This is a genomic window from Streptomyces sp. NRRL B-3229, assembly GCF_000719505.1.
Taxonomy (GTDB): Bacteria; Actinomycetota; Actinomycetes; order Streptomycetales; family Streptomycetaceae; genus Streptomyces; species Streptomyces griseorubiginosus.
In genome coordinates, this window is record NZ_JOGP01000033.1 from 38,324 (window position 1) to 63,485 (window position 25,162).

15 protein-coding genes are annotated in these 25,162 nt (G+C 72.4%); 4 read left to right on the top strand and 11 right to left on the bottom strand.

The window, feature by feature from the left end:
* Positions 1–37 precede the first annotated feature (37 nt).
* The 11 genes from IF54_RS0135605 to IF54_RS0135655 all read right to left on the bottom strand — a co-directional run bounded on the left by IF54_RS0135605 (position 38) and on the right by IF54_RS0135655 (position 11,748).
* Positions 38–349, bottom strand: a complete 312-nt coding sequence (locus IF54_RS0135605; RefSeq protein WP_030326479.1) for a hypothetical protein — start codon at positions 347–349, stop codon at positions 38–40.
* Between the two features lie 62 nt (positions 350–411).
* A complete protein-coding gene (locus IF54_RS0135610; protein WP_030326481.1) occupies positions 412–2,787 on the bottom strand; it encodes a CaiB/BaiF CoA-transferase family protein in 2,376 nt (791 codons plus the stop codon).
* Complete coding sequence (locus IF54_RS0135615; protein ID WP_030326485.1) at positions 2,784–3,758, bottom strand: enoyl-CoA hydratase/isomerase family protein; 975 nt, start codon at positions 3,756–3,758, stop codon at positions 2,784–2,786. Before IF54_RS0135615 ends, IF54_RS0135610 begins: the two co-directional genes overlap by 4 nt.
* Positions 3,759–3,830: 72 nt before the next feature.
* The gene (locus IF54_RS0135620; protein ID WP_030326486.1) at positions 3,831–4,952 is read right to left on the bottom strand and encodes a M24 family metallopeptidase; all 1,122 of its coding nucleotides are present in this window, start codon (positions 4,950–4,952) and stop codon (positions 3,831–3,833) included.
* Entirely contained in the window at positions 4,942–6,153 is a 1,212-nt protein-coding gene (locus tag IF54_RS0135625; RefSeq protein ID WP_030326488.1) for a M24 family metallopeptidase, read from the bottom strand. Before IF54_RS0135625 ends, IF54_RS0135620 begins: the two co-directional genes overlap by 11 nt.
* 27 nt (positions 6,154–6,180) lie before the next feature.
* Positions 6,181–7,344 (bottom strand): amidohydrolase family protein, encoded by a 1,164-nt coding sequence (locus tag IF54_RS0135630; RefSeq protein WP_030326490.1) that lies wholly within the window; start codon positions 7,342–7,344, stop codon positions 6,181–6,183.
* A 21-nt stretch (positions 7,345–7,365) separates the two neighbouring features.
* Complete coding sequence (locus IF54_RS0135635; protein WP_030326492.1) at positions 7,366–8,391, bottom strand: TIGR03617 family F420-dependent LLM class oxidoreductase; 1,026 nt, start codon at positions 8,389–8,391, stop codon at positions 7,366–7,368.
* A gap of 74 nt (positions 8,392–8,465) precedes the next feature.
* On the bottom strand, positions 8,466–9,275 hold the full coding sequence (locus IF54_RS0135640; protein ID WP_030326497.1) for an SDR family NAD(P)-dependent oxidoreductase: 810 nt from the start codon (positions 9,273–9,275) through the stop codon (positions 8,466–8,468).
* A gap of 10 nt (positions 9,276–9,285) precedes the next feature.
* Positions 9,286–10,530 (bottom strand): cytochrome P450, encoded by a 1,245-nt coding sequence (locus IF54_RS0135645; RefSeq protein ID WP_030326499.1) that lies wholly within the window; start codon positions 10,528–10,530, stop codon positions 9,286–9,288.
* A 28-nt stretch (positions 10,531–10,558) separates the two neighbouring features.
* Entirely contained in the window at positions 10,559–10,753 is a 195-nt protein-coding gene (locus tag IF54_RS41710) for a ferredoxin (protein ID WP_078852226.1), read from the bottom strand.
* A 344-nt stretch (positions 10,754–11,097) separates the two neighbouring features.
* Complete coding sequence (locus IF54_RS0135655; RefSeq protein ID WP_030326506.1) at positions 11,098–11,748, bottom strand: TetR/AcrR family transcriptional regulator; 651 nt, start codon at positions 11,746–11,748, stop codon at positions 11,098–11,100.
* A gap of 153 nt (positions 11,749–11,901) precedes the next feature.
* On the opposite strand from IF54_RS0135655, the gene IF54_RS0135660 reads away from it, so the two are divergent.
* From IF54_RS0135660 to IF54_RS0135675, 4 genes are all read left to right on the top strand, one after another.
* Entirely contained in the window at positions 11,902–13,107 is a 1,206-nt protein-coding gene (locus tag IF54_RS0135660; protein WP_030326508.1) for an NAD(P)/FAD-dependent oxidoreductase, read from the top strand.
* A 151-nt stretch (positions 13,108–13,258) separates the two neighbouring features.
* The gene (locus IF54_RS0135665) at positions 13,259–14,917 is read left to right on the top strand and encodes an FAD-dependent oxidoreductase (RefSeq protein ID WP_030326510.1); all 1,659 of its coding nucleotides are present in this window, start codon (positions 13,259–13,261) and stop codon (positions 14,915–14,917) included.
* 196 nt (positions 14,918–15,113) lie between these two features.
* A complete protein-coding gene (locus tag IF54_RS0135670) occupies positions 15,114–22,157 on the top strand; it encodes a type I polyketide synthase (RefSeq protein ID WP_030326515.1) in 7,044 nt (2,347 codons plus the stop codon).
* A 1-nt stretch (position 22,158) separates the two neighbouring features.
* Positions 22,159–25,162, top strand: a 3,004-nt coding sequence (locus tag IF54_RS0135675; protein WP_159002271.1) for a type I polyketide synthase, incomplete at its 3' end; no start/stop codon positions are given.

Consider the following 25,162-nt stretch of genomic DNA (forward strand, 5'->3'; position numbering starts at 1 on the left):
CGAGAAGCATAGTGAGGTCCATCGGTGCAGGCCCGGCTCAGTCCGACGCCGGTAGCGGCTTGGCGCTCTTCACGGCAAGGGGTACACCGCCCACCGCGAGAGTGCCCCGGCCGGGCTTGGTGCACAGCAGCTCGACGCTGCCGTCCTCGTCGGCATATCGCTTGCCGAGCTGCGTACCGGCCGAGTGGCCCGGGTCGAGGGGCGTCCGGGGCACCTGCTCGACCTGCGTGGAATCGACCATCGGCGCGCCCCCGCACGTCACTTCCCGGTCGCCGGCTGTCCAGCGGACGACCACCACCGTGGTGCTGTCCACCGTGCTTGTGAGCATCATCCCGATCCGCGGTGTCATCGAGACCTGTCCTTTCCTGCGTCTGTCGGTCGTACGTCGTTCCGGTCTGATCTCGATGCTGGCTAGCGGGCGGGCGCCCGCCCTATGACCCCGTCGGCCTCCAGAGCGGCGATCTCCCGCTCGGTCAGCCCGAGTTCGGCGAGCAGTTCGTGGTTGTGCTCACCCAGCAGGGGTGCCGGGCGGGTGTGCCGGCGGTCGGGGCCGCGGGAGAGGCGTACCGGCAGGGTGCTGTAGCGGGCCCGGCCACCCACGGGGTGCTCCAGCTCCTCGAAGAAGCCGCGGAACCCCAGCTGCTCCAACTCGCCCTGGCGGTGCGGCTGGATCACCTTGCCGACCGGGACACCGGCGGGCCACAGGGTGTCGACGATGTCGTCGGCGCCGCGTTCGGCGCACCAGGAGGCGAGGCGCTCGTCGATGTCGTCGTGGTGCGCGCGCCGCCCGTCGGCGGTGGCCAGGTCGGGGCTCATCGCCCAGGCGGGCCGGCCGAGCGCGCCGCGCAGCGCGTCCCACTGCTCATCGGTGGCCACCGCGATCGCGACCCAGGAGTCCGTCCCGCCGAACTCGTCGCGCTCCGCCGTCCGGTAGAGGTTCTGCGGAGCGGCGGTGGGGCCCCGGTTCCCGGCCCGTTCGAGGAGCGTGCCGTAGGCCGAGTACTCGATGACCTGTTCGGCGGCCACGTTGAGCGCGGCGTCCACCATGGCCGCCTCCACCAGCACTCCCTCGCCGGTGCGGCGCCGGTGTTCCAGCGCCAGCAGCAGGCCGTTCAGCGCGTGGACACCGGCGTTCGGGTCACCGATCGAGTAGGGCTCCACCGGGTTCTGGTCCGGGTGACCGGTCAGCCAGGTCAGTCCGGAGGCGTCCTCGATGACGAAGGCGAAGGCCGCGTTGTCCCGCCACGGTCCGTCGAGGCCGAACCCGGGCATGCGGACCACGACGGCGTCGGGGCGGATCGCCCGTATCGCCTCGTAGCCGAGGCCGAGCTGGTCCAGGACCCGTGGGGTGTAGTTCTCGACGATCACGTCGCAGGTCGCCATCAGGTCGCGCAGCACCTCGCGCCCGCGTTCGGTCCGGATGTCGAGCGTCAGGCTCTTCTTGTTGGTGTTCAGGCCCGCGAAGATCGGCGACCTCTCCCACCACTGGTCCACGTCCGGCGGGACTCCGGCGATGAGGCGGGTTCCGTCAGGGCGCGCGGTGGACTCCAGATGGATCACCTCGGCCCCGAGCATGGCGAGGACATGGGTGCACGAGGGGCCCGCCCAGAAGGCCGTCATGTCCAGGACCCTCAGCCCGCTGAACGACAGGCCGTCCTGCTGCCCCCCGCTCACCCGCCGCGCGGTACGGCGGCTCTCGGTGTGCTCGCCGAGGCGCGGGGCGGGCCCGGGAGGCCGCAGCCGGGCGGGCTCAAGACGGTAGGGGAGAGCGGGCTGGAGGAAGCCGTCGCGCGGGTTGCGCAGGAAGGCACGGCGGGCCTCGAAGTGGTCCATGGTCGACGCGTTGGCGCCGCTGACCACCGGGGAGTTGGGGATGCGGAACGCCGTGGCCAGCTCGCGGATCTCGGCCACCGTACGTCCCGCGATCCACTCCTGGATCACCGGGGCGACCTCGGTGGCCCTCCCGATGATCGAGAACGGGTTCTTCTCGTCGATCCACTCCGGGTGGCCGACCATCGCGCACAGATCGAAGAACTGCTGGGCCGTCGCGCAACCGAGCGCTATGAGACCGTCCTTGGCGGCCGCCACGCCCGGCATGTTCAGCCTGCGGCTCTGTTGCCATGGCCGGTCGAGCATCTCCCAGAACGTCACCGGGTGGTACGTCAGGGACATGATGTGCGCTTCGAGCATGGACAGGTCGACCAGCTCACCGCCCCCGCGCAGCAGCGAGGCCATGGTCGCGGCGGCCGCGTACGCCCCCGACACCCAGTCTCCGGCCCGGCCCCCGACGAAGACAGGCGGCCGGTCCGGGGCGCCGCGCCCCAGGCCGATGATCCCGCCGGACCAGGCCTGCAGCGTGAACTCGGTGGCCGCGCGGTCCCGCCACGGCCCGTCGAGCCCGAACGGTGTGATCGACGTGACGACGAGGCGGGGATGGTCGCGGTGCAGGGCCCGCGGGGACAGCTCGGGCCGCTCAGCGACCGGCGGGCCCGCCGACCACACCACCGCGTCCGCCTCTTCCAACAGACCGCGCACCAGGTCCGGATCGGCGACGACGCTCTGTTTGGAGCAGGACAGGAAGCCGAACAGGGCTCCGTCGTGCTCGGGCGGGATCACCGCGCCCGACGCCGACCAGCGGCGCAGCGGATCGCCTTCCGGCGTCTCGACCTTGACGACCTCCGCACCGCCGTCGGCGAGCAGCTTCGTGGCGTACGCGCCGGCGATTCCGGTGGACAGGTCCACCACGAGGCGGCCGCCGAGGGGTGGTTCGACGGGGGACGGGCTCATGAGTTCCGACCTCCCTGCCGGCGGCCGGACTTGCTCAGCCGGAAGTCCGGAGGGAACCGGTCGTCATTGCCCCTGACCGCGTTGGCGATCCCCCCGTCGACCGTCTCCTCGTCGAGCATCAGGTCGTCGCCGTCGGGGCGGGCTATGCCGCCGATCGACTCGAAGAGGCCGGTGAGCAGTGAGCCCATGTACTCGCCCTGGTGCTGCTTGAGGATCTGGAAGAACACCTTCTGCATGAACACCGTGTCGGTGGGCCGGGTGCGCGCGCAGGCCAGCGCGTACTTCTCCACCTCGGACTCCAGCTCGTCCCGGGGGACGACGCTGTTGAGGAAGTTGCACGCGTACATCTCCTGGGCCGTGAACGGCCTGCCGGTGAAGACCATCTCCTGGAACTTCCTCAGGCCCATCGTCTGCGCCCAGGTCCACATCCGGGGCGCCCAGCCGATGTAGCGGAAGGAGGGATGGCCGAAGAGGGCGTCGTCGGAGGAGACCACCAGGTCGGCGTCGGCCGCCTGGTAGAAGTGCCAGCCGTAGCAGTAGCCCTTGACCTCCAGGATGCTGATCTTCTTGAAGTCCTGCAGGCTCCGGCAGCCGCCCTGGGGGTGCGCGTACCACTGGGCAGGGCTCCCGCCGTAACGGTAGGAGCCTTTGGGGGGATACCGGACCCCTTCGTCCTCGTCGATCCCCTGCTCCGCGAGGAGCGGTCCCGCAGTCGGCGCGGCGTGCATCTCCATCGTCTCCGCGATGTCCGCGCCCGAGCCGAGGTCGTCACCGACGCCCCGGATCACCAGGACCTTCACCTCGTCGTCGACGTCGGCGCGGTGCAGCAGGTCCGCGAAGCGCAGGCGGGCCGCCGCGGTCAGCGCGTTCAGGGCGTCGGGTCTGTTCAGGGTGAGGGTGGCGATCCTCGTCCTCGGGTCCTTCTCGTAGCGGATGATCTCCTCCGCCGGTGGACGCGTGGTGTCGGTCATCTCCTGGGGTTCCTTTCCCCGGCTGTGGGACGGTGAGCCGGAGCCGAGGGGCGACGGCCCCGGCTCACCGGACTAGGGCTTCCAGACGGGGCTGGAGGTGAGCCGTTCGGCTCCGTCGGAGGTGATGAGCACGGCCTCGCGGGTCAGCACGGCCCCTGTCCCCTCCTGCCAGACGAAGCCCGTCACGGCCAGTGCCATCCCGGGTTCGAGCCGCTCCTCGGCGGCTGTGACCGGCAGTCCGGCGGCGACCACGGGTGCGTCGAAGCCCAGGCCCAGTCCGCGGGCCACGGGCATCGGGGGCAGGGGTTCACCGGCCGTGTCGTACGCGGCGAGCAGCTCACTGGCCGGGGCGCCAGGCCGGCAGGCGTCGAGCAGCAGTGCCCCCAGCTCCTCTCCTCGCCGGTACAGGGCGCGGGTGGCGAGGCCCCCGCCGTCCGCCGGCCAGGTCCGGCCCACCTCGCCGATGTATCCGCGGGCGACCACTCCCGAGGTGAAGGCCACGAGGTCGCCCGGGCCGATGCGGCCGTCGCCGCCCACCTTCCGCCACGGGTGGTCCCGGGAGGTCACCCAGGCCACCTCCTGGGTCGCCGGAGTGCTCACGCCTCCGGCTGCCGCGGCCTCCAGCAGCACGCCGGACAGGTGCCGTTCGCTGGTTCCCGGCCGCAGCTCGGTCACCGCCGCGGCCAGGGCGTCCTCGGCGACCCTGACCGACTCCCGCAGGGCCGCCACCTCCTCGGCTGTCTTGACCCGGCGGGCGGCCCGCATGGCGGGTTCGCCGTCGACCAGTTCGGCCGTGGGGAAGGCCATCGGCAGCAGGCCGGCGAAGAGCGGCGAGATGGTGTCCGTGCCGACCCGACGGGCCGTGGCCGTGCCCTCGATGCCCTGCAGCGCGGTCACCCAGTTCATCGGGTTCCACGTCAGGCCGTAGAGGTGCTCGCGGGGAATGTCGTCGGGCACCCCCTCGTCCCAGGTCATCAGGGCGTGGACGGCGCCGGTGGCGCGGACCACCACGGCGGCGGGGGAGAAGGGACGGGTTCCCGCGGTCCACAGTCCCGGAGTCCCGGTGACGTAGCGGACGTTGGCCTCGCGTCCGAGGACGAGGACATCGAGGTCGTGGGCTTCCATGTGTGCCAGCGCGCGCTCCCGCCGCCCGATGCGGAGAGTACGGTCGTCCGGCAGGACCTCAGTCGCCATAAGGGGTGTAGGGGTAGTCGGTCAGGGCTGTCCAGCCCTCTTCCTCGATCACGAGGACCTCCTCGCTTCGGTAGCCGCCGGTGCCGTCCTCCCAGACCACCGGTTCAAGGACGAGCACCATGCCGGCTTCGAGCACCAGCTGCTCGTCGAACTCCTCGCCCAGGTCGGTGCCGACGAACGGCATCTCGGCAGGGTCCACGCCCATGCCGTGGCCCAGGTAGAAGTGGGGGAGCCAGGGCTTGGTGCCGCCGTTGGCCTCGATGGCGGCCCGGGTCAGGTCGGAGGCGGTGGCGCCCGCCCGCAGTACGTCCTTCACCGCGGAGTGGATCTCCCACCACTTCCTGAACTGCGCCCGCTGGCGCGGGGCCGGATCCTGGCCGACGATCCACGTCCGGCCGAAGTCCGAGCAGTACCCGGCGTAGCTGATGCTCACGTCGGTCCATAGCACGTCCCCCCTGGCCAGCTCCCGCTCGGTCGTCAGGAGCGGGAGGGCCAGGTCGCCGTGGGTGGTCCACACCCCGGCTTCCCGGGAGTCCGGCATCACCTGCCAGATGGGGTCGAGGACGTTGGCCTCGGCGCCGTGCTCATAGGCATGGCGTACGAAGCCGGCCGACAGCTCGATCTGGCGCATCCCCGGTGCGAGGGACCCCTCGATGCCGGCCATGGCCTGCTCGGTGATCCGCAGCGCGGCACGGATGCAGGCCAGCTCGTCCGGGGTCTTGATCAGCTTGGCCTGGGCCAGGACCATCGAGGCGTCACCGGGAATCCCGCCGGGGAAGAGCGCCTTCTGCCCCCTGCGCATCGCCCCGGTCAGCTCGTCGGCCGCCACCCGCGCCGCCTCCGGCACGAGGTCGGCGAGCACGGAGGCGAAGTTCCGCACCCCCTCGTCGTACTCCAGGTAGACCGGCGGGTGGACGTGGTCGGAGGGCAGGAGCGACTCCGCGGAGCTGCCCTCGCGGAAGGGCATGAACAGATGGGGCCACGGGTCGTCCACCGTCACCACGGCGACGGGACGGTCCACGTGCGCCAGGCCGGAGTCGCCGAGGGGCCAGCTCACTCCGGTCGCGTAGGTCACCGCGGTGTTGCCCAGCAGGACCAGGGCGTCGACGCCCTGGTCCGTCATGGCGGAACGCAGCCGCGCGCCGCGTTCGCGGCCCATACGGGCCAGGTCGGGTTCGGCCGGGAGGTCGATGACGGTCATTCCCGCCTCCGTAACGAAGTAGTAAACCTACAGGCCGAGGAATTCCTTGACGTTGCCGCTGACGATGCGAGCGGCCTTCTCGGGCCCGACGGCGTCCACGACCATGGAGATCGACTTCTCCGAGTAGCCGAACGTGCTCTCGTTGTGCGGGTAGTCGGCGGCCCACATCACCCGGTCCACTCCGATGTCCTCAAGCAGCTTCAGCCCGAGCGGGTCGACCATGAAGGACGCGTACATGTGGTTGTTCCAGTAGTGCCGGACGTCGTGCTCCAGTGGCCGGTCCAGCATGTGCCGGTAGGAGGCGAGGATGTGCTCGGCGTCCTGGATGGCTGAGGGAACCCAGTTCGCTCCGCCCTCGAACCAGCCGATGCGCAGGCCCGGGTGGCGGTCGAGGATGCCGCTGAAGATGTACTTCGCCCACACCTCCCGGAACGGCGAGACGTTGACCACCATGCCGACGGCGATGGCGTTGGTCTCGCAGGGCGCCTTCAGCGTGCTCTCGCCGATGTGGTGCGACACCGGGAGCCCCACCTCCTCGATCACCTCCCAGACGGGCCGCATGGCGGTGCTCGAGTAGTCGATGGGGTTGCCCTCCAAGTCGTTCCCGGGCGACAGCGGCATGAGGAAGGTCCGGATCCCGAGGCTCTTGAGCTCCTCCAGGGTCTTGCGCGCGCCCTTGGCGTCCCACCAGTTGATGAGCCCGACGCCGTAGAAGCGCCCGCCCGAGCGTTCCTGGAGCTCTGCGATGTACTCGTTGTAGAGCCGGAAGGTGAGCTCCCGGGCCTCCGGGTCGGGGTAGAAGAACATCGCCAACAGGGCGTTGGGAAAGGCGAGTTCCTTCTCGATCCCGTCCGAGGCGAGTTCCTCGATGCGCCCATCGAGGTTGTTCGAGCCCGACCCCGTCAGGGGGTCGTACTGCATGAGGACGCTGCTGAACTCCTTCGGCAGGAAAGACCGTCCGCCCACGCCGAGCTCGTAGGCGCCGTCCTCGTACCACACCCGCGGCGCGTGGTTCTTCAGCCGCTCGGGGAACTTGTCGTAGAAGATGTCCTCCGCCAGCGAGATGTGGTTGTCGGCGGAGAAGATCTCGGTGCCCGCAGGGAGGTTCAGGGAACTCCCCTTGTGGCCACGCCGGTTCTTCGGCGCGCCCAGTCCCTCGGGCGGGTACAGGGTGTTGGCTTGGCTGGACATCTTTGTCCTCCGGTTGCTTCGTTACAGGTCTTTGCGCAATTCCTGGACCGCGGGCTCCCATACCTCGCCGTCGATGTCGTAGGCGGCGTAGAAGGACACCCGGTCCACCAGGTCTCCGTAGCGCCGGCGGATCTCGCCGGCCAGCCGGTCCGGTTCCGCGACCACCGCGAAGGCGTTCAGCACGTCGTCGTCGACCAGCGCGCCCATGGCCTGCCATCTGTCCTCGCGGGAGGACTTCGACAACGCGTTGAGCTCGTCGCCGAGTTCACCCCAGCCGTGCAGCTCCAGAACGCTCCGGTAGGCCGGAGTGCTGCCGTAGAAGGCGATCTGACGCCGTGTCCGCTGCACGGCGTGTGCCATCTCCTCCTCGGTGCGCCCGGTCGCGGTGAGCAGCAGCAGGCTGACGGAGAAGTCGGCGCGGCTTCTTCCGTGCTTTGCCAGCCCGCGCTCGACCGCCGGCAGGGTGACCTTGCGCAGGTACTGCTCGGTGGTGAAGGCATGCGGCAGCATGCCGTCGGCCACCTCTCCCGCCACGGCGGTCATGGCCTCGCCGACGGCGGCCACGAGCACCCTCGGCGGCCCGGACGGGACCGGCGGCGGGGAGAAGAACGGGGTCATCAGCGTGTGGGAGTAGAAGTCCCCGCGGAAGTCCAGTCTCGTCCCGTCGTTCCACGCGGCCCAGATCGCCCGCAGCGCCGCCACGTACTCCCGCATCCGGGCGGCCGGCCTGCTCCACGGCATCGAGAAGCGCCGCTCGACGTGCGGTTTGACCTGGCTGCCCAGGCCGAGGGTGAACCGCCCGCCGGAGTAGGTCTGCAAGTCGTGTGCCGTGTAGGCGAGTTGCATGGGGGAGCGGGCGAAGGCCACCGCGATGGCCGTGCCCACCTCCAGTCGCGAGGTGTGCTCGGCCGCCAGGAGCAGCGGCAGGAACGGGTCGTGAGCGGCCTCGGAGGCCCACAGCCCGTCGTAGCCCGCGCCTTCGTGCCGCCGGGCCTCGGCGATGACCTCGGTGGCGCCCCACTTGCCGAGTGTGCCGTCCACCTTCATGGATGCTCCCGAGGTTCGTGCGCTGACGAGTTCGCTCGCTGACGAGTTCGTGCGCGTCGAGTTCGTGCGCGTTCTCACGAGGCCGATGCGGGCCGCAGCGGCTTCTGGCCCGCCGTGGTTCCGCCGTCGACCGTGAGCACGGTCCCGGTGACGTGCAGCGACCGGTCCCCGGCGAGGTAGGTGACGGCCTCCGCGACGTCCCGGGCGGTGCCGAGCCGTCCCAGCGGCTGGGTGGCCGCCATGTGAGCGCGGATCTTCTTGTTGATCTCCTCGGCTTCCGGTCCCGCGGTCGCGGTCGCGGAGGCGAGCAGTCGCGTCGGTATGCCGCCCGGCGCGATGCAGTTGACCCGGATGTCGTGTGCGGCGAGATCGAGGGCCGCGCACTTGGTGAAGTGAATGACCGCCGCCTTCGAGGCGCGGTACGCCAGCACGCTGGGTCCGGCCTGCACACCGCCGATGGAGCTGAGGTTGACGATGGAGCCGCCGCCGTTGGCCACCATGTGCCGGGCGGCGGCCTGGGTGCCGGTCATCACGCCGAGCAGATTGACGGAGAGGACGCGCTGGAAATCGGCGAAGTCCTCGTCCAGCAGGCTCGTGTGCATGACGCCTGCGATACCGGCGTTGTTCACCATGAGGTGCAGTCCGCCGAACTCCTCCACCGCGAAGGCGACGAGTTCCTGGACCTGCTCCGCGACCGCGACGTCCGTCTGCCGGAAGCGGACCTCCGGGCCGCAGCCCTCGGCCAGGGACTCACCGGTGTCCCGGTCGAGATCGGCGACGACGACGCGGGCCCCGTCCTCCAGGAGCCGCTCGACGGTCGCCCGGCCCAGGCCCGCCGCGCCGCCGGTGACCACGGCGACCCTGCCCGACAGTTCTTCGGCCATCGTCGTCCCCTTACCAGGTGACCGGGAGTGAGTGGACGCCGTAGGCGAGCCGTTCGTGCTTGAACTCGATGCCCTCGCGCGGCGTCGCCAGGGCCAGCGTGGGGATCCGGCGGAAGAGGGTGCCGTAGACGACCTGGAGCTCCACGCGGGCGAGTTGCTGTCCCACGCACTGGTGGATGCCGAAGCCGAACGCGTTGTGATGACGGGCGTTCTCCCGCCGCAGGTCCAGCCGGTCGGGCTCGGGGAAGACGGCCGCGTCCCGGTTGGCGCTGAAGAGCTCGATGATGATGCCTTCGCCGGCGCGGATCACCTCACCGCCGATCTCGATGTCCTCCTTGGCGATGCGCCGCTGGCCGCCGTGGATGATGCCCAGGTAGCGCAGCAGCTCCTCCACCGCGCCCGCGACGACCTTCGGATCGTCGGAATCACGCAGGAGCGCCAGCTGCTCGGGGTTGTCCAGCAGGGCCGGGACGGCGAGCGCGATCATGTTGGCGCTGGTCTCGTGGCCCGCGATCAGCAGCCCCAGGCCCATCATGGCCGCCTCGGACGCCGAGAGGTCCTCGGCGGTGACGCGGGCCGCGATGTCGGACAGGGCGTCGTCCGCGGGTTCGGCGGCCTTCTTCTCGACCAGCCCCACCAGGTATTCGTTGAGCGCCATGAAGGTCCGCGCGTTCTCCTCGGCGGACACCTCGTGGGCGATTCCCCGGGCGGCGTACTCCTGGATGAACTCGTGGTCCTCGTAGGGCACTCCGAGGAGTTCGCTGATCATCAGCGTGGGCAGCGGGAGCGCCAGCGCCTCGACGAGGTCGGCCGGTTTCGGCCCTGCGAGCATCGCGTCGATGAGATGGTCGGTGATCTTCTGGATGGCGGGGCGCAGCGCCTCCACCCGCTTGAACGTGAACGGACCGGTCATGATCCGGCGGAAGCGGGTGTGCTCCGGAGCATCGGAGTTGAAGACGGAACGCGGCCGGTACGGCACCGCGGCCGCCGCGCCCTCGTGCCAGTGCGGGAAACCGGGCAGTCGCTCGTCGGCGCTGACCCGGGGATCACCGAGCAGAGCCCGCTGTTCGGCGTGGCCGGTGACGATCCAGGGTGTGGTGCCGTCCCAGATCCGCACTCTGGCCAGCGGCTTGTCGGCGGTGAGCGCCCGCAGGGCCGGGGGAGGATCGAACGGGCAGCCTTCCGCTCGGGGCATCGGCCACCGGGGGGCCTGGGCCTGCGGGTCGGTCGCGGTGTCTGTCAGTGCGTCGGACATCGTCATCCTCAAGGTGTCGGCCGGGTGGTCATTCCGCGACATGGATCGCCAGCGCGGGGCAGGCGGCTGCCGCATGCCGAACGGCGTCGGCCAGTTCGGGGGACGGGCCGTCGGTCAGCAGCACGACGACGCCGTCCTCGTCACGCTGGTCGAACACGTCCGGCGCGGCGGCCGCACACTGGCCGGCCGCAACGCACTTGTCCTGCTCGACGGTTACTTTCACGGGGTGCTCCTCATCGCCGCAGAGCACGGCGGCGCGTCGGGACCGGCGGTCGGCGGTGAGTCGGGGGGCGACCGCGGCGAGGCGGGTACGGCGGCAGAGTGACACTCCGTCAAGGAGCGTGCGGAAAGGACGGACCGACCACTGACCGGTGACGTGGCGGTCCCTCACCCCTGACGCCGGGGATGATCTACCGGATGCGTGCGCGATCCGACGGAACCCCTTGGCCGGGGCTCCGTCGTCCGCGCCTCTGAGTGAACTCCTGCCCGGATGCCACGTCAATCAGTTGATTGAAAAATTCTTGGGTGGGCGTAATGGAGGTTGGGGCAGGGAAAGTTGGCTGAGCGTCAGGAAGCATCCGTGACAGGCGCGGTCCACAGCCCGACGATCGCGTCGACCAGGCCGGTGGCGGCATCGTTCCAGCTGGACCTCGGAGTGGTGGCGCCGAGGGCGAGGTCGCGCTCGCGCTCCGCGCACATGTGCAGGATCACGTTCCGGGTCATGGCGGTGCGTTCCGCGCGCACCGCGGCCGGCAGGTCGGGCAGGCAGCGGTGGAGGCCGTCGAGGACCTGCCGCAGCGCGGGCGAGGTGAGGGTCTCGTCCACCACGATCTCGTTGAGCACGGGATCGACCAGGACCTGGGCGCAGAAGCGGGCGTACCAGGTGGGGCTGCCCAGCTCCGCCAGGTACTCCGGCCACGGCCGCACCAGGCACCCCACCCAGTCCCGCAGTTCGGCGGAACCGTCGGCCTCGGCCAGCAGCCGCACGGTCAGGTGCTCGACCCGCTCCGCGTGATGGCGGGCGATCGCCCGCACCAAGTCCGCCTTGGTGCCGAAGTGATAGCCGACCACGGCGGTGTTGCCCTGCCCCGCGGCCTCGCTGATCTGACGGTTGGACACCGCGTAGACGCCGCGCTCGGCGAACAGCCGTTCCGCCGTGTTCCGGATGAGTTCCCGAGTCGCTCGGACCTGCTCGGCCCGGACACTTCTGTCCGCCATGTCCGCCACGGTACCGGTAACGCGCGTTCATGTACTCCTCGGCGGTGATGTTCCCGGCCGCCCTGGCACGGAATTCAATCAGGTGATTGAATCCTGGTCGCCTCCCGGAGCAGCGCGGACACACCTGGCCCCTCTCAAGAAGGTAGGACGACCATGCGTGCAGAACGCGACCGAGCGGCGGTGAACCGGATCGTGGTCGTGGGTGCCTCGGTCGCCGGTCTCACCGCCGCCGAGACCCTGCGCCGAGAGGGATACAAGGGCACCCTCACCCTCGTCGGCGACGAACCGCACCTGCCCTACGACCGCCCGCCCCTGTCCAAGCAACTCCTCACCGGCCAGTGGGACGCCGACCGTCTCACGCTGCGCTCCGAGACCGACATCGACGTCCTGCGCCTCGACCTCCGCCTCCGGACCGCCGCCACCGGCCTGGACCTGGCCGGCCGGCTGGTGCGCCTGGCGGACGGAACGCGGGTGCCGTACGACGGTCTGGTCATCGCCACCGGAGTACGCCCCCGGCGCCTCCCGGGCGACGGCGCCCACGTCCTGCGCACCCTCGACGACGCCCTCGCCCTGCGCGACGGACTGGAGCCGGGCCGCCGTCTGGTCGTGGTCGGGGCCGGATTCCTCGGCGCGGAGGCCGCCTCCGTCGCCCGGTCCCGCGGCTGCGACGTGGTCCTCCTCGAACCGGCGCCGGTCCCCCTGGCCCACGCGGTGGGGGAGCAGGTCGGCGAGGTGCTCGCCCAGTCCCACCGGGACCACGGGGTGACGCTGCGCTGCGGGGTCACCGTCACCCAAGTGAGCTCGAACACGGTGACGTTGGCAGACGGTGAGGTGGTGGAGGGCGACGCGGTGCTGGTCGCGGTCGGCTCCGTGCCGAGCGTCGACTGGCTGGCGGACAGCGGCCTGGACGTGGGCGACGGCGTGGTCTGCGACGAGTACTGCCGGGCCGCACCCGGCGTGTACGCGGCCGGCGACGTCGCACGCTGGCACAACCCGCTGTTCGGCCTGTCGATGAGGATCGAGCACCGCACGAACGCCGCCGAGCAGGCCATGGCGGCCGCACGCAACCTGCTCCGCCCGGACGGTTCGAAGCCGTTCGCACCGGTGCCCTACTTCTGGTCCGACCAGTACGACGTCAGAGTCCAGGCGTACGGCTGGCTGCGCGGGCACGAGGAGGTGGCCGTCGTCGACGGGGACCTGGCGCAGCACCGGTTCCTGGCCGCCTACCGCGGTGGCGACCGGCTCGTCGGCGCCGTCGCGGTCGGTATGCCGCCGAAGGCGATCCACCGGTGGCAGCAGGCCATCGCCGCTCGAGCGCCGTGGCGGGAGACGGTGACGACCGCCGGCCAGGGCTCGTAGGCGGCGCGCGTCCGAACCGGCCCCGGCCGCAGGGCCGTTCCACTCAGCGGGAGAGCCGTCGCGGCGCCTGATCCGGCGTACCTACGGTTGACCGCGTCTGTCGGCACCCGGCACCGGGCTGCCGCACCTCGGCCCCGAAGGAGGCAGGTCGTTGACCGATTGGGACCACTCGACCGACTTCCTGGTGGTGGGCAGCGGCGCCGGTGTCGTGGGAGCGGTGCGCGCACGCGCGCTCGGCAAGCAGGTTGTCGTCGTGGAGAAGTCCGACCGGTTCGGCGGGTCGACCTGCATGTCGGGTGGGGTGCTGTGGCTTCCGTGCAACCCGCTGATGCGACGTGAGGGCGTGCCCGATTCGGTCGATGCCGCGCTCAGCTACTTCGAGACCGTCGTCGGGGACGCCGGGCCGGCGTCGTCGCACGCCCGCAGGCTGGCCTACATCAACGCCGGTGTCGAGATGGTCGACTTTCTGGAGTCCGAGGGCCTTGAGTTCCGGCGTTGCGAGGGCTACAGCGACTACTACTCCGGCGTCCGGGGATGCGAGGGCGGGTCGGCGCGCGGCAGATCGATCGAGGCCGAGGCCTTCGACAAGAGGTCGCTCGGGCCGTGGCAGGACCGCATCCGTCCCGGCGCCGCCGACGGCCTCACCGTCTACACCGGTGAGGCCGCGCCGATGATGCTGATGAGGACACGGATCGGGCTGTCCGTCCTGGCCCGGGTGGGGCTGCGTACCGCGCTCGGCCGGATGCGCGGCCGGCGGCTGGTGACGAACGGGGCCGCCCTGACGGCCCGGCTGTTCCAGGTGCTGCTGCGGCGAGGCGTCGCCGTATGGCTGGAGTCCGCGCTGACCGACCTGGTCGTCGAGGACGGCCGGGTCGTCGGCGCCGTCATCAAGAAGGGCGGCCGGGACGTGCGTGTCCGGACGCGGGACGGTGTCCTGCTCGCGGCCGGCGGCTTCGCGCGCAACGAGGAGATGCGGGAACGGCACTCCGGAGGCAGACCCACCAGCACCCGGTGGACCTCGGCCAACCCGGGCGACACGGGGGAGACCATCCGGATCGCCGTGAAGCACGGAGCCGCGACGGACCTGCTCGACGAGGCGTGGTGGATGCCCTCGTGGATCATGCCCGACGGAACCCCCAACATGTGCCTTTCCGAACGCAGCAAACCGGGGGCGATCATCGTCGACGCGGCGGGCCGGAGATACTTCAACGAGGCGGTCGCCTATCAGGAGGCCGGCCAGCGCATGTATGCGCACGAACGTGAGTTCGGCGGCGCCATTCCCTCCTGGCTCGTCATCGACTCCCGGCACCGCAGCCACTATCCGTTCGGAATGTCCCCGCCCGGCCGCACGCCGAAGGCGTGGATTGCCGCCGGCGCGATGAAGCGCGGCGACAGCCTGGAAGATCTGGCCCGCCAATGCGGAATCGACGCCGGTGGCCTGGTGAAAACAGTGGAAAGATTCAATCGATTTGCCGGAGCGGGCGTCGACGAGGACTTTCACCGTGGAGAGGGCGACCACGAGAAGTACTACGGTGACATCACCCACGGACCGAACCCCTGCCTGGGCCTTGTCTCCAAGCCGCCCTTCTACGCCGTCGCCCTCTACCCGGGAGACATCGGCACGAGCGGGGGAATTCTGTGTGACGAATTCTCCCGGGTGCTCGACACCGAGGGCGAACCGATCGCCGGTCTGTACGCCACGGGCAACTGCACCGCCTCCGTGATGGGTCGGAAATATCCCGGTGCGGGAGCCAGCATCGCCGCCTCGGCGGTATTCGGGTACGTGGCGGCGAATCACGCGTCATCCTGATCCTCCACCGTATTTTCACCGCGAGTTTCCAAGTCACGTTGACCGGCGGACGGCCGTGGGTCTAGCTTTCCATCAGTTCCCATGCGCAATTCTCGCGGCCGTCTTGAAAACCGCGCCGGGCATGCCCTCGTGAGCGAATTCGTCGTCGGAAGGCCGAACCCCCCACCATGAGCTTTCACCGTTCATTCGGAGAATCATGACATCTGCTGTGCGCACCGAAGACGTGATCATTGGAATCACCCCGTTCCATGAACCGGACGCCAGGCTCGCCGCCGCCGTCAGCCGCGCCGGCGGACTCGGCGTACTCGACCTGGGAGCGGGCGACCGGACATCCCGGGAGGCCCTGGCGCGGCTGCGGCAATGGGCACCCGGCCGGTTCGGTGTGCGCGTCGCGGCGCACTGCCGGACGGACCCCGGAGAACTCGCACCAGGCGGCGGCCCGCACACCGTCGTCCTCGGTGTCGACGCCGCGTGGCGGATCGAAGACGTCGCCGCCGCACACCGCGTCCTCGTCGAGGTCACCGACCTGGAGCAGGCCCTCGCGGCCGTCCATGCCGGTGCGCACGGCCTGATCGCCCGGGGCAGCGAGAGCGGCGGCCGGGTGGGGGAGCTCAGCACCTTCGTCCTGCTCCAGCACCTGCTCGCCGCGCCGGGCGTCGACCTCCCGGTCTGGGCGTGCGGCGGCATCGGCCCCCGCACCGCTGCCGCGGCGGTGGCCGGCGGAGCGGCCGGGGTCGTCCTGGACAGCCAGTTGGCCCTGCTCGCCGAGTCGGGCATCCCCGAGGCCGTGGCCACGGCGCTGCGTTCCATGGACGGTTCCGAAACCGCCGTCGTGGCCGGCCACCGGATACTGCACCGCCGCGGCCCGAACACCCCCGAGGCGGCCCCGGACGACCCGGCCCGGATGTCGGCCGTGCTCGGCGCGCGGGATGCCCGCACCCAGCTGCTGCCCGTCGGCGAGGACGGCTTCCTCGCCGCCCGCTTCGCCGAACGCTGGAGGGACGCGGGCGCCGTCGTGCGCGCGCTGACCGCCGCCGTACGGGAGAGCGAAGACGGGAGCTCCCTGCTCCCCGGCTCTGCGATGAGCCGAGCGCTCGGCACCGAACTGCCCGTCGCCCAGGGCCCGATGACCCGGGTGAGTGACCAGGCCGGGTTCGCCGCCGCCGTCGCCGCCGAGGGGGCCCTGCCGTTCCTGGCGCTGGCCCTGGCGAACGGGGACCAGGCGCGGGCCCTGATGACCGAGACCCAGGCCGCTGTTCCGGGCCGGCCGTGGGGCGTGGGGGTGCTCGGGTTCGCGCCGGAGGACGTCAGGAAGGCCCAGCTCGACGCCGTACGGGAGGCGAAGCCGACGCATGCGATCATCGCGGGCGGGCGGCCAGCGCAGGCCGAGGCACTGGAGCGGGAGGGAATCCGGACCTTCCTGCACGTCCCCTCGCCGGGACTGCTGCGGCAGTTCCTCGAAGCGGGAGCGCGCCGGTTCGTCTTCGAGGGCTCGGAGTGCGGCGGCCACGTCGGCCCTCGCGGCAGCTTTCCCCTCTGGGAAGCCCAACTCGCCGTACTGGAGGACTTCCTGGACCACGCCGACGACGACACGGCGACGACCGTCGAGGTGTTCTTCGCGGGCGGCATCCACGACGAACGGTCGGCCGCGATGGTCGCGGCCCTCGCCGCACCCCTGACCGCACGCGGCGCCCGCGTCGGCGTCCTCATGGGTACCGCCTACCTGTTCACCGAGGAGGCGGTGACCTGCGGTGCGGTACGGCCCCTCTTCCAGGAGCAGGTCTTACGGGCCCGGCGGACCACCCTGCTGCGGACCGCGCCCGGGCACGCCACCCGCTGTGTGCCCAGCCCGTTCAGCGACGGCTACGAGAAGTTCGAGGGCGCGCTGCGCGCCCGGGGCGCGTCCGACCGCCGGGTCTGGGAGGAACTGGAGCGGCTCAACGTCGGTCGGCTGCGCATCGCCAGCAAGGGCGTGGAGCGGGACACCACAGGCGAGTTGGCACCTGTAGACGACGAACGCCAGCTCACCGAGGGCATGTTCATGGCCGGAGAGGTGGCCGTGCTCCGCTCGTCGACCACCACCGTCGGCGCGCTGCACCGCTCGGTGACCCGAGGGGCCGCGGACTTCCTCACCGGCCGGACCGCGGCGCTGAGGAACGAGCCGGTCACCGCGACGGCCGAGGAACCGCCCGCCCCGCTGGACATCGCCGTCGTCGGCATGGCCTGCATGTTCCCCGGCGCCCCCGACCTCGCCGCCTTCTGGGCGAACGTCCTCGCCGGTCACGACGCGGTCGGCGAGGTCCCGTCCGAGCGCTGGGACACCGGCGTGCATTACGCGCCGGAAGGTGGTGCCACGCCGTCGAAGTGGGGCGGCTTCCTGCCGCGGATCCCCTTCGACCCGCTGCGCCACGGCATCCCGCCGGCCTCGCTGGGCAGCATCGAGCCCGTCCAGCTACTGGCTCTGGAGGCCGCCGCACGGGCACTGGACGACGCCGGATACGGAGAGCGGGGGCGAGAGTTCGACCGCACGCGCACCTCCGTCGTCTTCGGCGCCGAGGCGGGCAGCGACCTCTCCAACGCGACCACCCTGCGGGCCGTACTGCCGTCGTACTACGGCGAGATCCCCGAAGGGATCCGGGACCAGCTGCCCCGGCTCACCGAGGACACCTTCCCGGGCCTGCTGGCCAACGTCATCTCGGGCCGCATCGCCAACCGCCTCGACCTCGGCGGCGCCAACTACACGGTGGACGCCGCGTGTGCCTCGTCGCTGGCCGCGGTGGACGTCGCGTGCAAGGAACTGGTCGGCGGCACCAGCGACGTGGTGCTCTGCGGCGGAGCCGATCTGCACAACGGCATCAACGACTACCTGCTCTTCGCCTCCGTGCACGCCCTCTCGCCGACCGGCCGGTCCCGCGCCTTCGACAGCTCGGCGGACGGCATCGCGCTTGGCGAGGGCGTCGCCTGCGTGGTCCTGAAGCGCCTCGCGGACGCCGAACGCGACGGCGACCGGATCTACGGCGTGATCAAGGGCCTCGGCAGCTCCAGCGACGGCCGCTCGCTCGGCCTGACCGCACCCCGCCCCGAGGGGCAGCGGGCCGCGCTGCGCCGGGCGTACCGCAACGCGGGCGTCTCACCGGCCGAGGTCGGGCTGGTCGAGGCGCACGGCACGGGGACCGTGGTCGGGGACAAGGCCGAACTGACCGTCCTCACCGAGGTGTTCACCGAGGCGGGCGCCCGGGCCGGCGGCTGTGCCCTCGGCTCGGTGAAGTCCCAGATCGGGCACACCAAGTGCGCCGCCGGTCTCGCGGGCCTGATCAAGACCGTCCTGGCCCTCCACACCGGGGTCAGGCCCCCCACCCTGCACCTGAAGCGGCCCAACCCTGCCTGGCAGGAGGACAGCAGCCCCTTCGCCTTCCACACCGAGGCACGGCCCTGGGCGGCTCCGGCGGCGGAACGGATCGCCGGGGTGAGCGCGTTCGGCTTCGGCGGGACCAACTTCCATGTGGTGATGGGCGCGTACGGCGACGCCGTACCGCCGGCCCAGGGGCTCGACGCCTGGCCCGCCGAGCTCTTCACCTTCCGCGGGAAGGACTGGGCGGCGGCCCGGCGCGCGATCGAGGAGGTCCTGCGGGCCGCCGAGACCGGCGACGCCGTGCCATGGCGCCTGCGCGACCTCGCCCTGAGCGCCTCCCGGCGTTTCGACACGGGCCAGGGACCCGCGCGGGTGGCGGTGGTGGCGACGGACGTCGACGGGCTGATCGGACAGCTGCGCCGGGCCCTGGCCGGGGAGCACGACCCGGCGCACGGGATCCATCGCACGGGCAGGGGGGCGGTCGGCCGCGAGGACGGAGGCGCGGACGGCGACGAGGGCGAGGGCGTCGTCGAGGGCAAGGTCGCCTTCCTCTTCCCGGGCCAGGGCAGCCAGCGCCCCGGAATGCTCGCCGACCTGTTCATCGCCTTCCCCGAACTCCAGCGCTACCTGCACCTCGGCCGCGACCACGCCGGCGTGCTCTACCCGCCCACCCCGTTCGACGAGGCCGCCCGGGACCGCCGCCGGGCCGCCCTCACCGACACCCGGGCCGCCCAGCCCGCGCTGGGCATCGCCGGGCTCGCCGCCCACGCCCTGCTCACCGCCGTCGGCGTACGGCCGGACATGGCGGCCGGGCACAGCTACGGCGAACTGGTCGCCCTGTGCGCGGCCGGTGCGATCGACCCCGAGACACTCCTGGACCTGAGCACCGGGCGTGCGGCGGCGATCCTCTCGGCCACCGGAGAGGACGACCCGGGGACCATGGCCGCGGTCTCCGCCGACGCCGACGGCGTCGAGCGGGCCCTGCGTGAGGCCGGCGCCCCCGCGTCGGTCGTGGTCGCCAACCACAACTCGCCCGCGCAGACCGTGATCTCCGGCCCGACGGAGGCGGTCGCCACCGCCGTACGGCTGCTGCGCGAAGCCGGTCTCGCGGCCAAGCGGATCCCCGTGGCCTGCGCCTTTCACAGCCCGCTGGTGGCCGGGGCCGGCGAGCGGTTCGCGGAGGCGCTCGCGGGGCGGACCGTCCGCGCTCCGGAGTTCCCGGTGTTCGCCAACCGCACCGGCGCGCCGTACGGCGACGACGCCGACGCCGTCCGCGCCGAACTCGCCGCCCAGATCGGCGCTCCGGTCCGCTTCGTCACGCAGGTCGAGGCCATGTACGCGGCCGGGGCGAGGATCTTCGTCGAGGCGGGGCCCGGCTCCGTCCTCACCCGGCTGGTGGACCGCATCCTCGGCGACCGCCCGCACCGCACCGTCGCCTGCGAACCGCGCCCCGGCGGCGGACTGCGCGGCTGGCTCGACGCGCTGGCCCAACTGGTCGTCGCCGGTGTGCCGTTGAGCGCCGGACGGCTCTTCCAGGGACGCGACGCCGTCGACGCGACCCGGACCCCCGCGCCCGCACGGCCCGGCTGGACGGTGGACGGACATCTGGTCCGCACCGCCGCCGGAGAACTCCTCCCCGGTGCCCTCGCACCGGCCCGACGTGTTGTGGAGACGACTGTGACGACGAACCACCCGGAAGGTGTCCCTTCCCCGGCCGACCGGGACGCGCTGGTCGCCGACTTCCTCCGTACCAGCCGGGAGATGGTGGCGGCGCAACGCGACGTGATGCTGACGCACTTCGGAGCGGCGCCGCAGGAGTGGACGGCGCCCGCACCCACCGTCCCCCGGGAACGAGCCCTGCCTCCGGTCGAGGCGCCGACGACCCGACAGCCCGTACCCCCACCGCCGGCAGCGCCGATGCCCCCGCCCGCGTCGATCCCGGAGGCGGACGTGCTCCGGACGGTGCTGGAGATCATCGGCGAACGCACGGGCTACCCCGTCGACATGATCGAGCCCGGCCTCGACCTGGAGGCGGACCTCAGCATCGACTCGATCAAGCGGGCCGAGATCGCCGGTGAACTGGCGCGGCGCTTGGGCATCGGAGCCGGTATTGAGGCCACCGCGCTGGGGGACGCCGAGCTGGAGGACCTGGCCAAGGCCCGCACCGCCGCCGCGGTGACCGCGTGGCTCGCGGAACGGCTCACGGGGGCCGACGAGGGCGACGGTCCCGCCGCGCGGACCGAACCGCAGGAGCCCCCGACGGTGACCGGCGAGCGACAGGCCGTCGGGCAGCCTGCCACCGTGACCCGCGATACACGGGCCGCCGGGCACGGCGGGGCGGCCGACGACGCGCAGGCCACCGCCGAGCACCCCCCGGTGACCGGCGAAGCACAGGCCCCGGCCCCGATGACCGGCGAGCCGCCCAAGCGCTTGCAGCTCCGGCCCGTCCTCCTGGAGCACCAGGACGCCGGCGCTCCCGCCGACGCGTCCTCCGCCCTGGCGGGCCGGCGGTTCGTCCTCGTCGGGGACGGCGGGGACGCGCCCCGCGAAGTCCTGGCCCGACTCACCGCACACGGCGCCCACGCGCGCCTCCTCGCCCCCGAAGGCCTCCTCACGGACACCGACGGCCCGGTGGACGCCGTCCTCCACCTCGACTCCCTCACCCCCACCGGCCCGCCCGTACTGCCTGCCGCCTTCCCCGTGTTCCAGGCCGCCCTGAGCCGCGGTCCACGCCGACTGCTGGCCGTGCGCCCGGCGGACGGCCTGCGCTCGGCCGGGCTGCACGGCCTGTTCCGTACGATCGCGCGCGAGTACCCGCAGACCGTCGCGCGGGTCGTCGACCTCGAGGACACCTCGCCCGCGGCCGTCGCCGACGCGCTGCTCGCCGAACTGGCGGCACCCGAGCCCGACACACCGGTCGTGCTGCGCACGGCAGCGGGCCGGCACGGGCTGGAACTGGTCGAGGCCCCGCTCGGCCCGCCGGCCACCAGCGGAGCCGGACCGGCCGGTGACGGAGCCGCCGAGGCCGCGGCGCTGGGCCTGGACCGGGACGGCGTGGTGCTGCTGGTCGGCGGGGCCCGCGGTATCACCGCGAAGTTAGCCGCCGCGCTCGCCTCGGCCTCCCGCTGCCGGCTCGAACTGCTCGGCAGGACACCCGCCCCGACCGGCGGTGAGGACGCGCTGACGGCGGCTGCCCGCACCCCCGCCGAACTGCGCGCGGCGATCGCCACCCGCGGCGGACTCACCCCCGCCGAGATCAACCGCACGGTCCAGGTCGTCCTGGCCCAGCGCGAGATCACCGCCACCCTGGCGGAACTGGAGGCGCTCGGCAGCCCGGCCCGGTACCACTGCGTCGACTTCCGGGATTCGGAGGCCGCCCGCCAGGCCGTGAAGGAGATATACGCCGAGCACGGCCGTCTGGACGGAGTGGTCTACGCGGCCGGCGTGATCGAGGACCGGCTGATCGCCGAGAAGAGCACCGAGTCCTTCCAGCGGGTGTACGACACCAAGACGAGCGGTGCCAGGGCCCTGCTGACGGCGCTGGAGGAACTGCCGGGGGGACCCGCGTTCGCCGTCCTGTTCGGCAGCGTCTCCGCCGTCCTCGGCAACCGCGGCCAGGCCGACTACGCGGCCGCCAACGACGCCCTCCAGTGCCTCGGCGCCGACTGGGCCGCCCGCACCGGACGCCGGGCACTGACCGTGCACTGGGGCCCCTGGGCGCCCACCGGCCGTCACACCGGCATGGTGACACCGGAGCTCGGGCGCGAGTACGCCCGGCGCGGCATCCAGCTGATCGACCCCGAGGAGGGCACCGCGGCGCTGCTGCGTGAGCTCGCCTGGGGCGACGAGTCGGACCGGGCCGTCGTCTACACCGCCTCGGGCTGGTGAGATGACACCCCGTCAAGTCCCCGTGGCCATCGTGGGCATGTCCGTGCTGTTGCCGGACGCCGCCGGCCTGGACGCCTACTGGCACAACCTGCTGCACGGCAGGGACGCCATCACCGACGTACCGGAAGGGCGCTGGGACACCGACGCCTACTACCGGGAAGGCCCCGCGCCCGGCCGGGCCGTCGCCGACCAGGTGTACTGCCGGCGCGGCGGCTTCGTCGACTCGCTGGCCGAGGTGGAGGTCACCCGGTTCGGGATCATGCCCACCTCGGTGGCCGGCACCGAGCCCGACCAGCTCATCGCCCTGCGCGTGGCCGCCGAAGCCCTCGCCGACGCGGGCGGCGAGGACCGGCTGCCCGACCGGCACCGCGTCGGTGTCGTCCTCGGCCGGGGCGGCTACCTCACCCCCGGCCTGGTCCGGCTCGACCAGCGGGTCCGTACGGCGGGACAGCTCGTGCGCACCCTGGGCGAGCTGCTGCCCGACCTGACGCCCGGCCAACTCGCCCACGTCCGGCAGGCGTTCACCGACCGTCTGGGCCCCGACAGTCCGGAGTCGGCCATCGGCCTGGTGCCCAACCTCGCGGCCTCACGGGTCGCCAACCGCCTCGATCTGCGTGGCCCCGCCTACACCGTGGACGCCGCCTGCGCCTCGTCGCTCGTCGCGGTCGACCAGGCGGTGACCGAACTCGCCGCAGGACGCTGCGACGTGATGCTCGCCGGGGGAGTGCACCACTGCCACGACATCACCCTGTGGAGCGTCTTCTCCCAGCTCCGCGCGCTCTCCCCGAGCCAGCGCATCCGCCCCTTCCACCGGGACGCCGACGGCATCCTGATCGGCGAGGGCACGGGGGTGGTCGTCCTCAAGCGGCTGGCCGACGCCGAGCGTGACGGCGACCGGATCTACGCCGTCATCCGCGGCACCGGCGTGGCGAGCGACGGCCGCGCCGCGAGTCTCGTCCACCCGGACTCGGCCGGACAGGCCCACGCCGTACGCCAGGCATGGCGCGCGGCGGGCCTCGACCCGGCCGAGCCCGGCTCGATCGGTCTGCTGGAGGCGCACGGCACCGCGACCCCGGCCGGCGACGCCGCCGAACTCGCCACACTGACCGAGGTGTTCGGGCCGGGTGAGAGCGCGGTCATCGGCTCCGTGAAGTCGATGATCGGCCACACCATGCCCGCCGCCGGGGTGGCCGGCCTGATCAAGGCCGCCCTCGCCGTCCACCACGGCACGCTCCTGCCGACCTTGCACTGCGACGACCCGCACCCCGCCCTCGCCGCCACCCGGTTCCGTCCGCTGGCCGAGGCGGAACCGTGGCAGACCACGCCCGGGCGGCCGGTGCGGCGGGCGGCGGTCAACGCGTTCGGGTTCGGCGGCATCAACGCCCACCTCGTGCTGGAGGAGGCGCCGGGTGCCCGGACGCCGCGCCGCCCCCGAGCGGTCGTGACCGAGCCCGAGCGGGTGCTCCTGCTCGCCGCCGACAGCCCCGAGGGCCTGGCCGGACTGCTGGACACCGACGACTCCGCCGTTTTGGCCGCCGGACTCGACGCCGGCCGAGCGCACGCGTCCGCGGGCGGCGCCCGGCTCGGCGTCGTCGGCCCGACCGCCCGGAAGCTGGCGCTCGCGCGCAGGGCCGTCGCCAAGGGGCGTGCCTGGCAGGGCCGCAGCGACGTGTGGTTCACGCCGAACCGCCTCGGCGGCGGGCCGGTGTTCCTCTTCCCCGGACTGGAGGCCGACTTCGCGGCCCACACCGACGACGTCGCCGCCCACTTCGGCCTGCCGGGCGCCCGGTCGGACGCGGTCGTGGGAGATGTGGGACGGCACGGCGTGCAGGTCTTCTCCGTGGGCCGGCTGCTCGACACCGCGCTGCGCCGGATGGGCGTCGTCCCGGCCGCGGTCGCCGGGCACAGTGTCGGCGAGTGGACCGCCATGGCGGCGGCGGGCATGTACGCGGCGGACGCGGTGAGCGAGTTCCTGGCGTCGTTCGACCCCGACACCCTGGCCGTGCCGGGGGTGGCCTTCGCAGCGGTCGGAGCCTCCGCCGCGAGCGTGCTCGCCGCATTCGACGAAGAGGGCTGGGCGGCGGCCGGTCTCGTGCTCTCCCACGACAACGCACCGAACCAGTCCATGGTGTGCGGCCCCGACGACGCTGTGGAGGCGTTCGTCCGGTCCTTCCGGGCGCGGGGCGTGATCGGACAGGTGCTTCCGTTCCGGTCCGGCTTCCACACCCCGATGCTGGGGCCCTACCTCGCCCCGATCGAGGACGCCGCCCGCCGCTTCCGGCTGCACCCGCCGACGGTCACCCTGTGGTCGGGGACGACCGCGTCGCCGTATCCCGAGGAGGAGGCGGGGATACGGGAACTGTTCGTCCGGCACCTGCTGGAGCCGGTCCGCTTCCGGCCGCTCGTCGAGGCGCTGTACGCGGCCGGGCACCGCGTCTTCGTCATGGTCGGCACCGGTCAGCTCGGGTCCCTCGTCGGCGACACCCTGAACGGCCGCGAGCACCTGGTCGTGGCCGCCAACTCGCCTCACCGCAGCGGCCTCGCCCAGCTCCGCCGGGCGGCGACCGCCCTGTGGACCGCGGGCGTGGCGGTCGACCCAGCCCTGCCCCAGCCGGCCACCACCGCTTCCGTACGGGGCGACCGGCGGCCCGTCCGGCTCGACCTGGGCGGGGCACTGGTGTCCCTGGAGAGTCCGTCCCTCGCGCGGCTGCGCTGTGACCTGCGCACCGCCCCTGTCACCGGCCCTGTCACCGGCCCCGCCCCCGTCCCGGCGGGGACCGCCTGCCTGTCACCCCTGGACACGCTCGCCGCCCGCTCGCAGGCCGCCGCCGAACTGTCCGCGCTGCTGCGGGACACCGCGGACACGGCCGCGGCGCTGATCACCGCGGGCGGCCGACGCCCCATCGCTGCCGCATCGGCCGAAACCCACGTCCCCGCTCCGTCCGGCATCCGCGTCCCCACCCCGCCACGGCCCCCGATCCATAGCCCCGCCCCCGCTTCCCCCG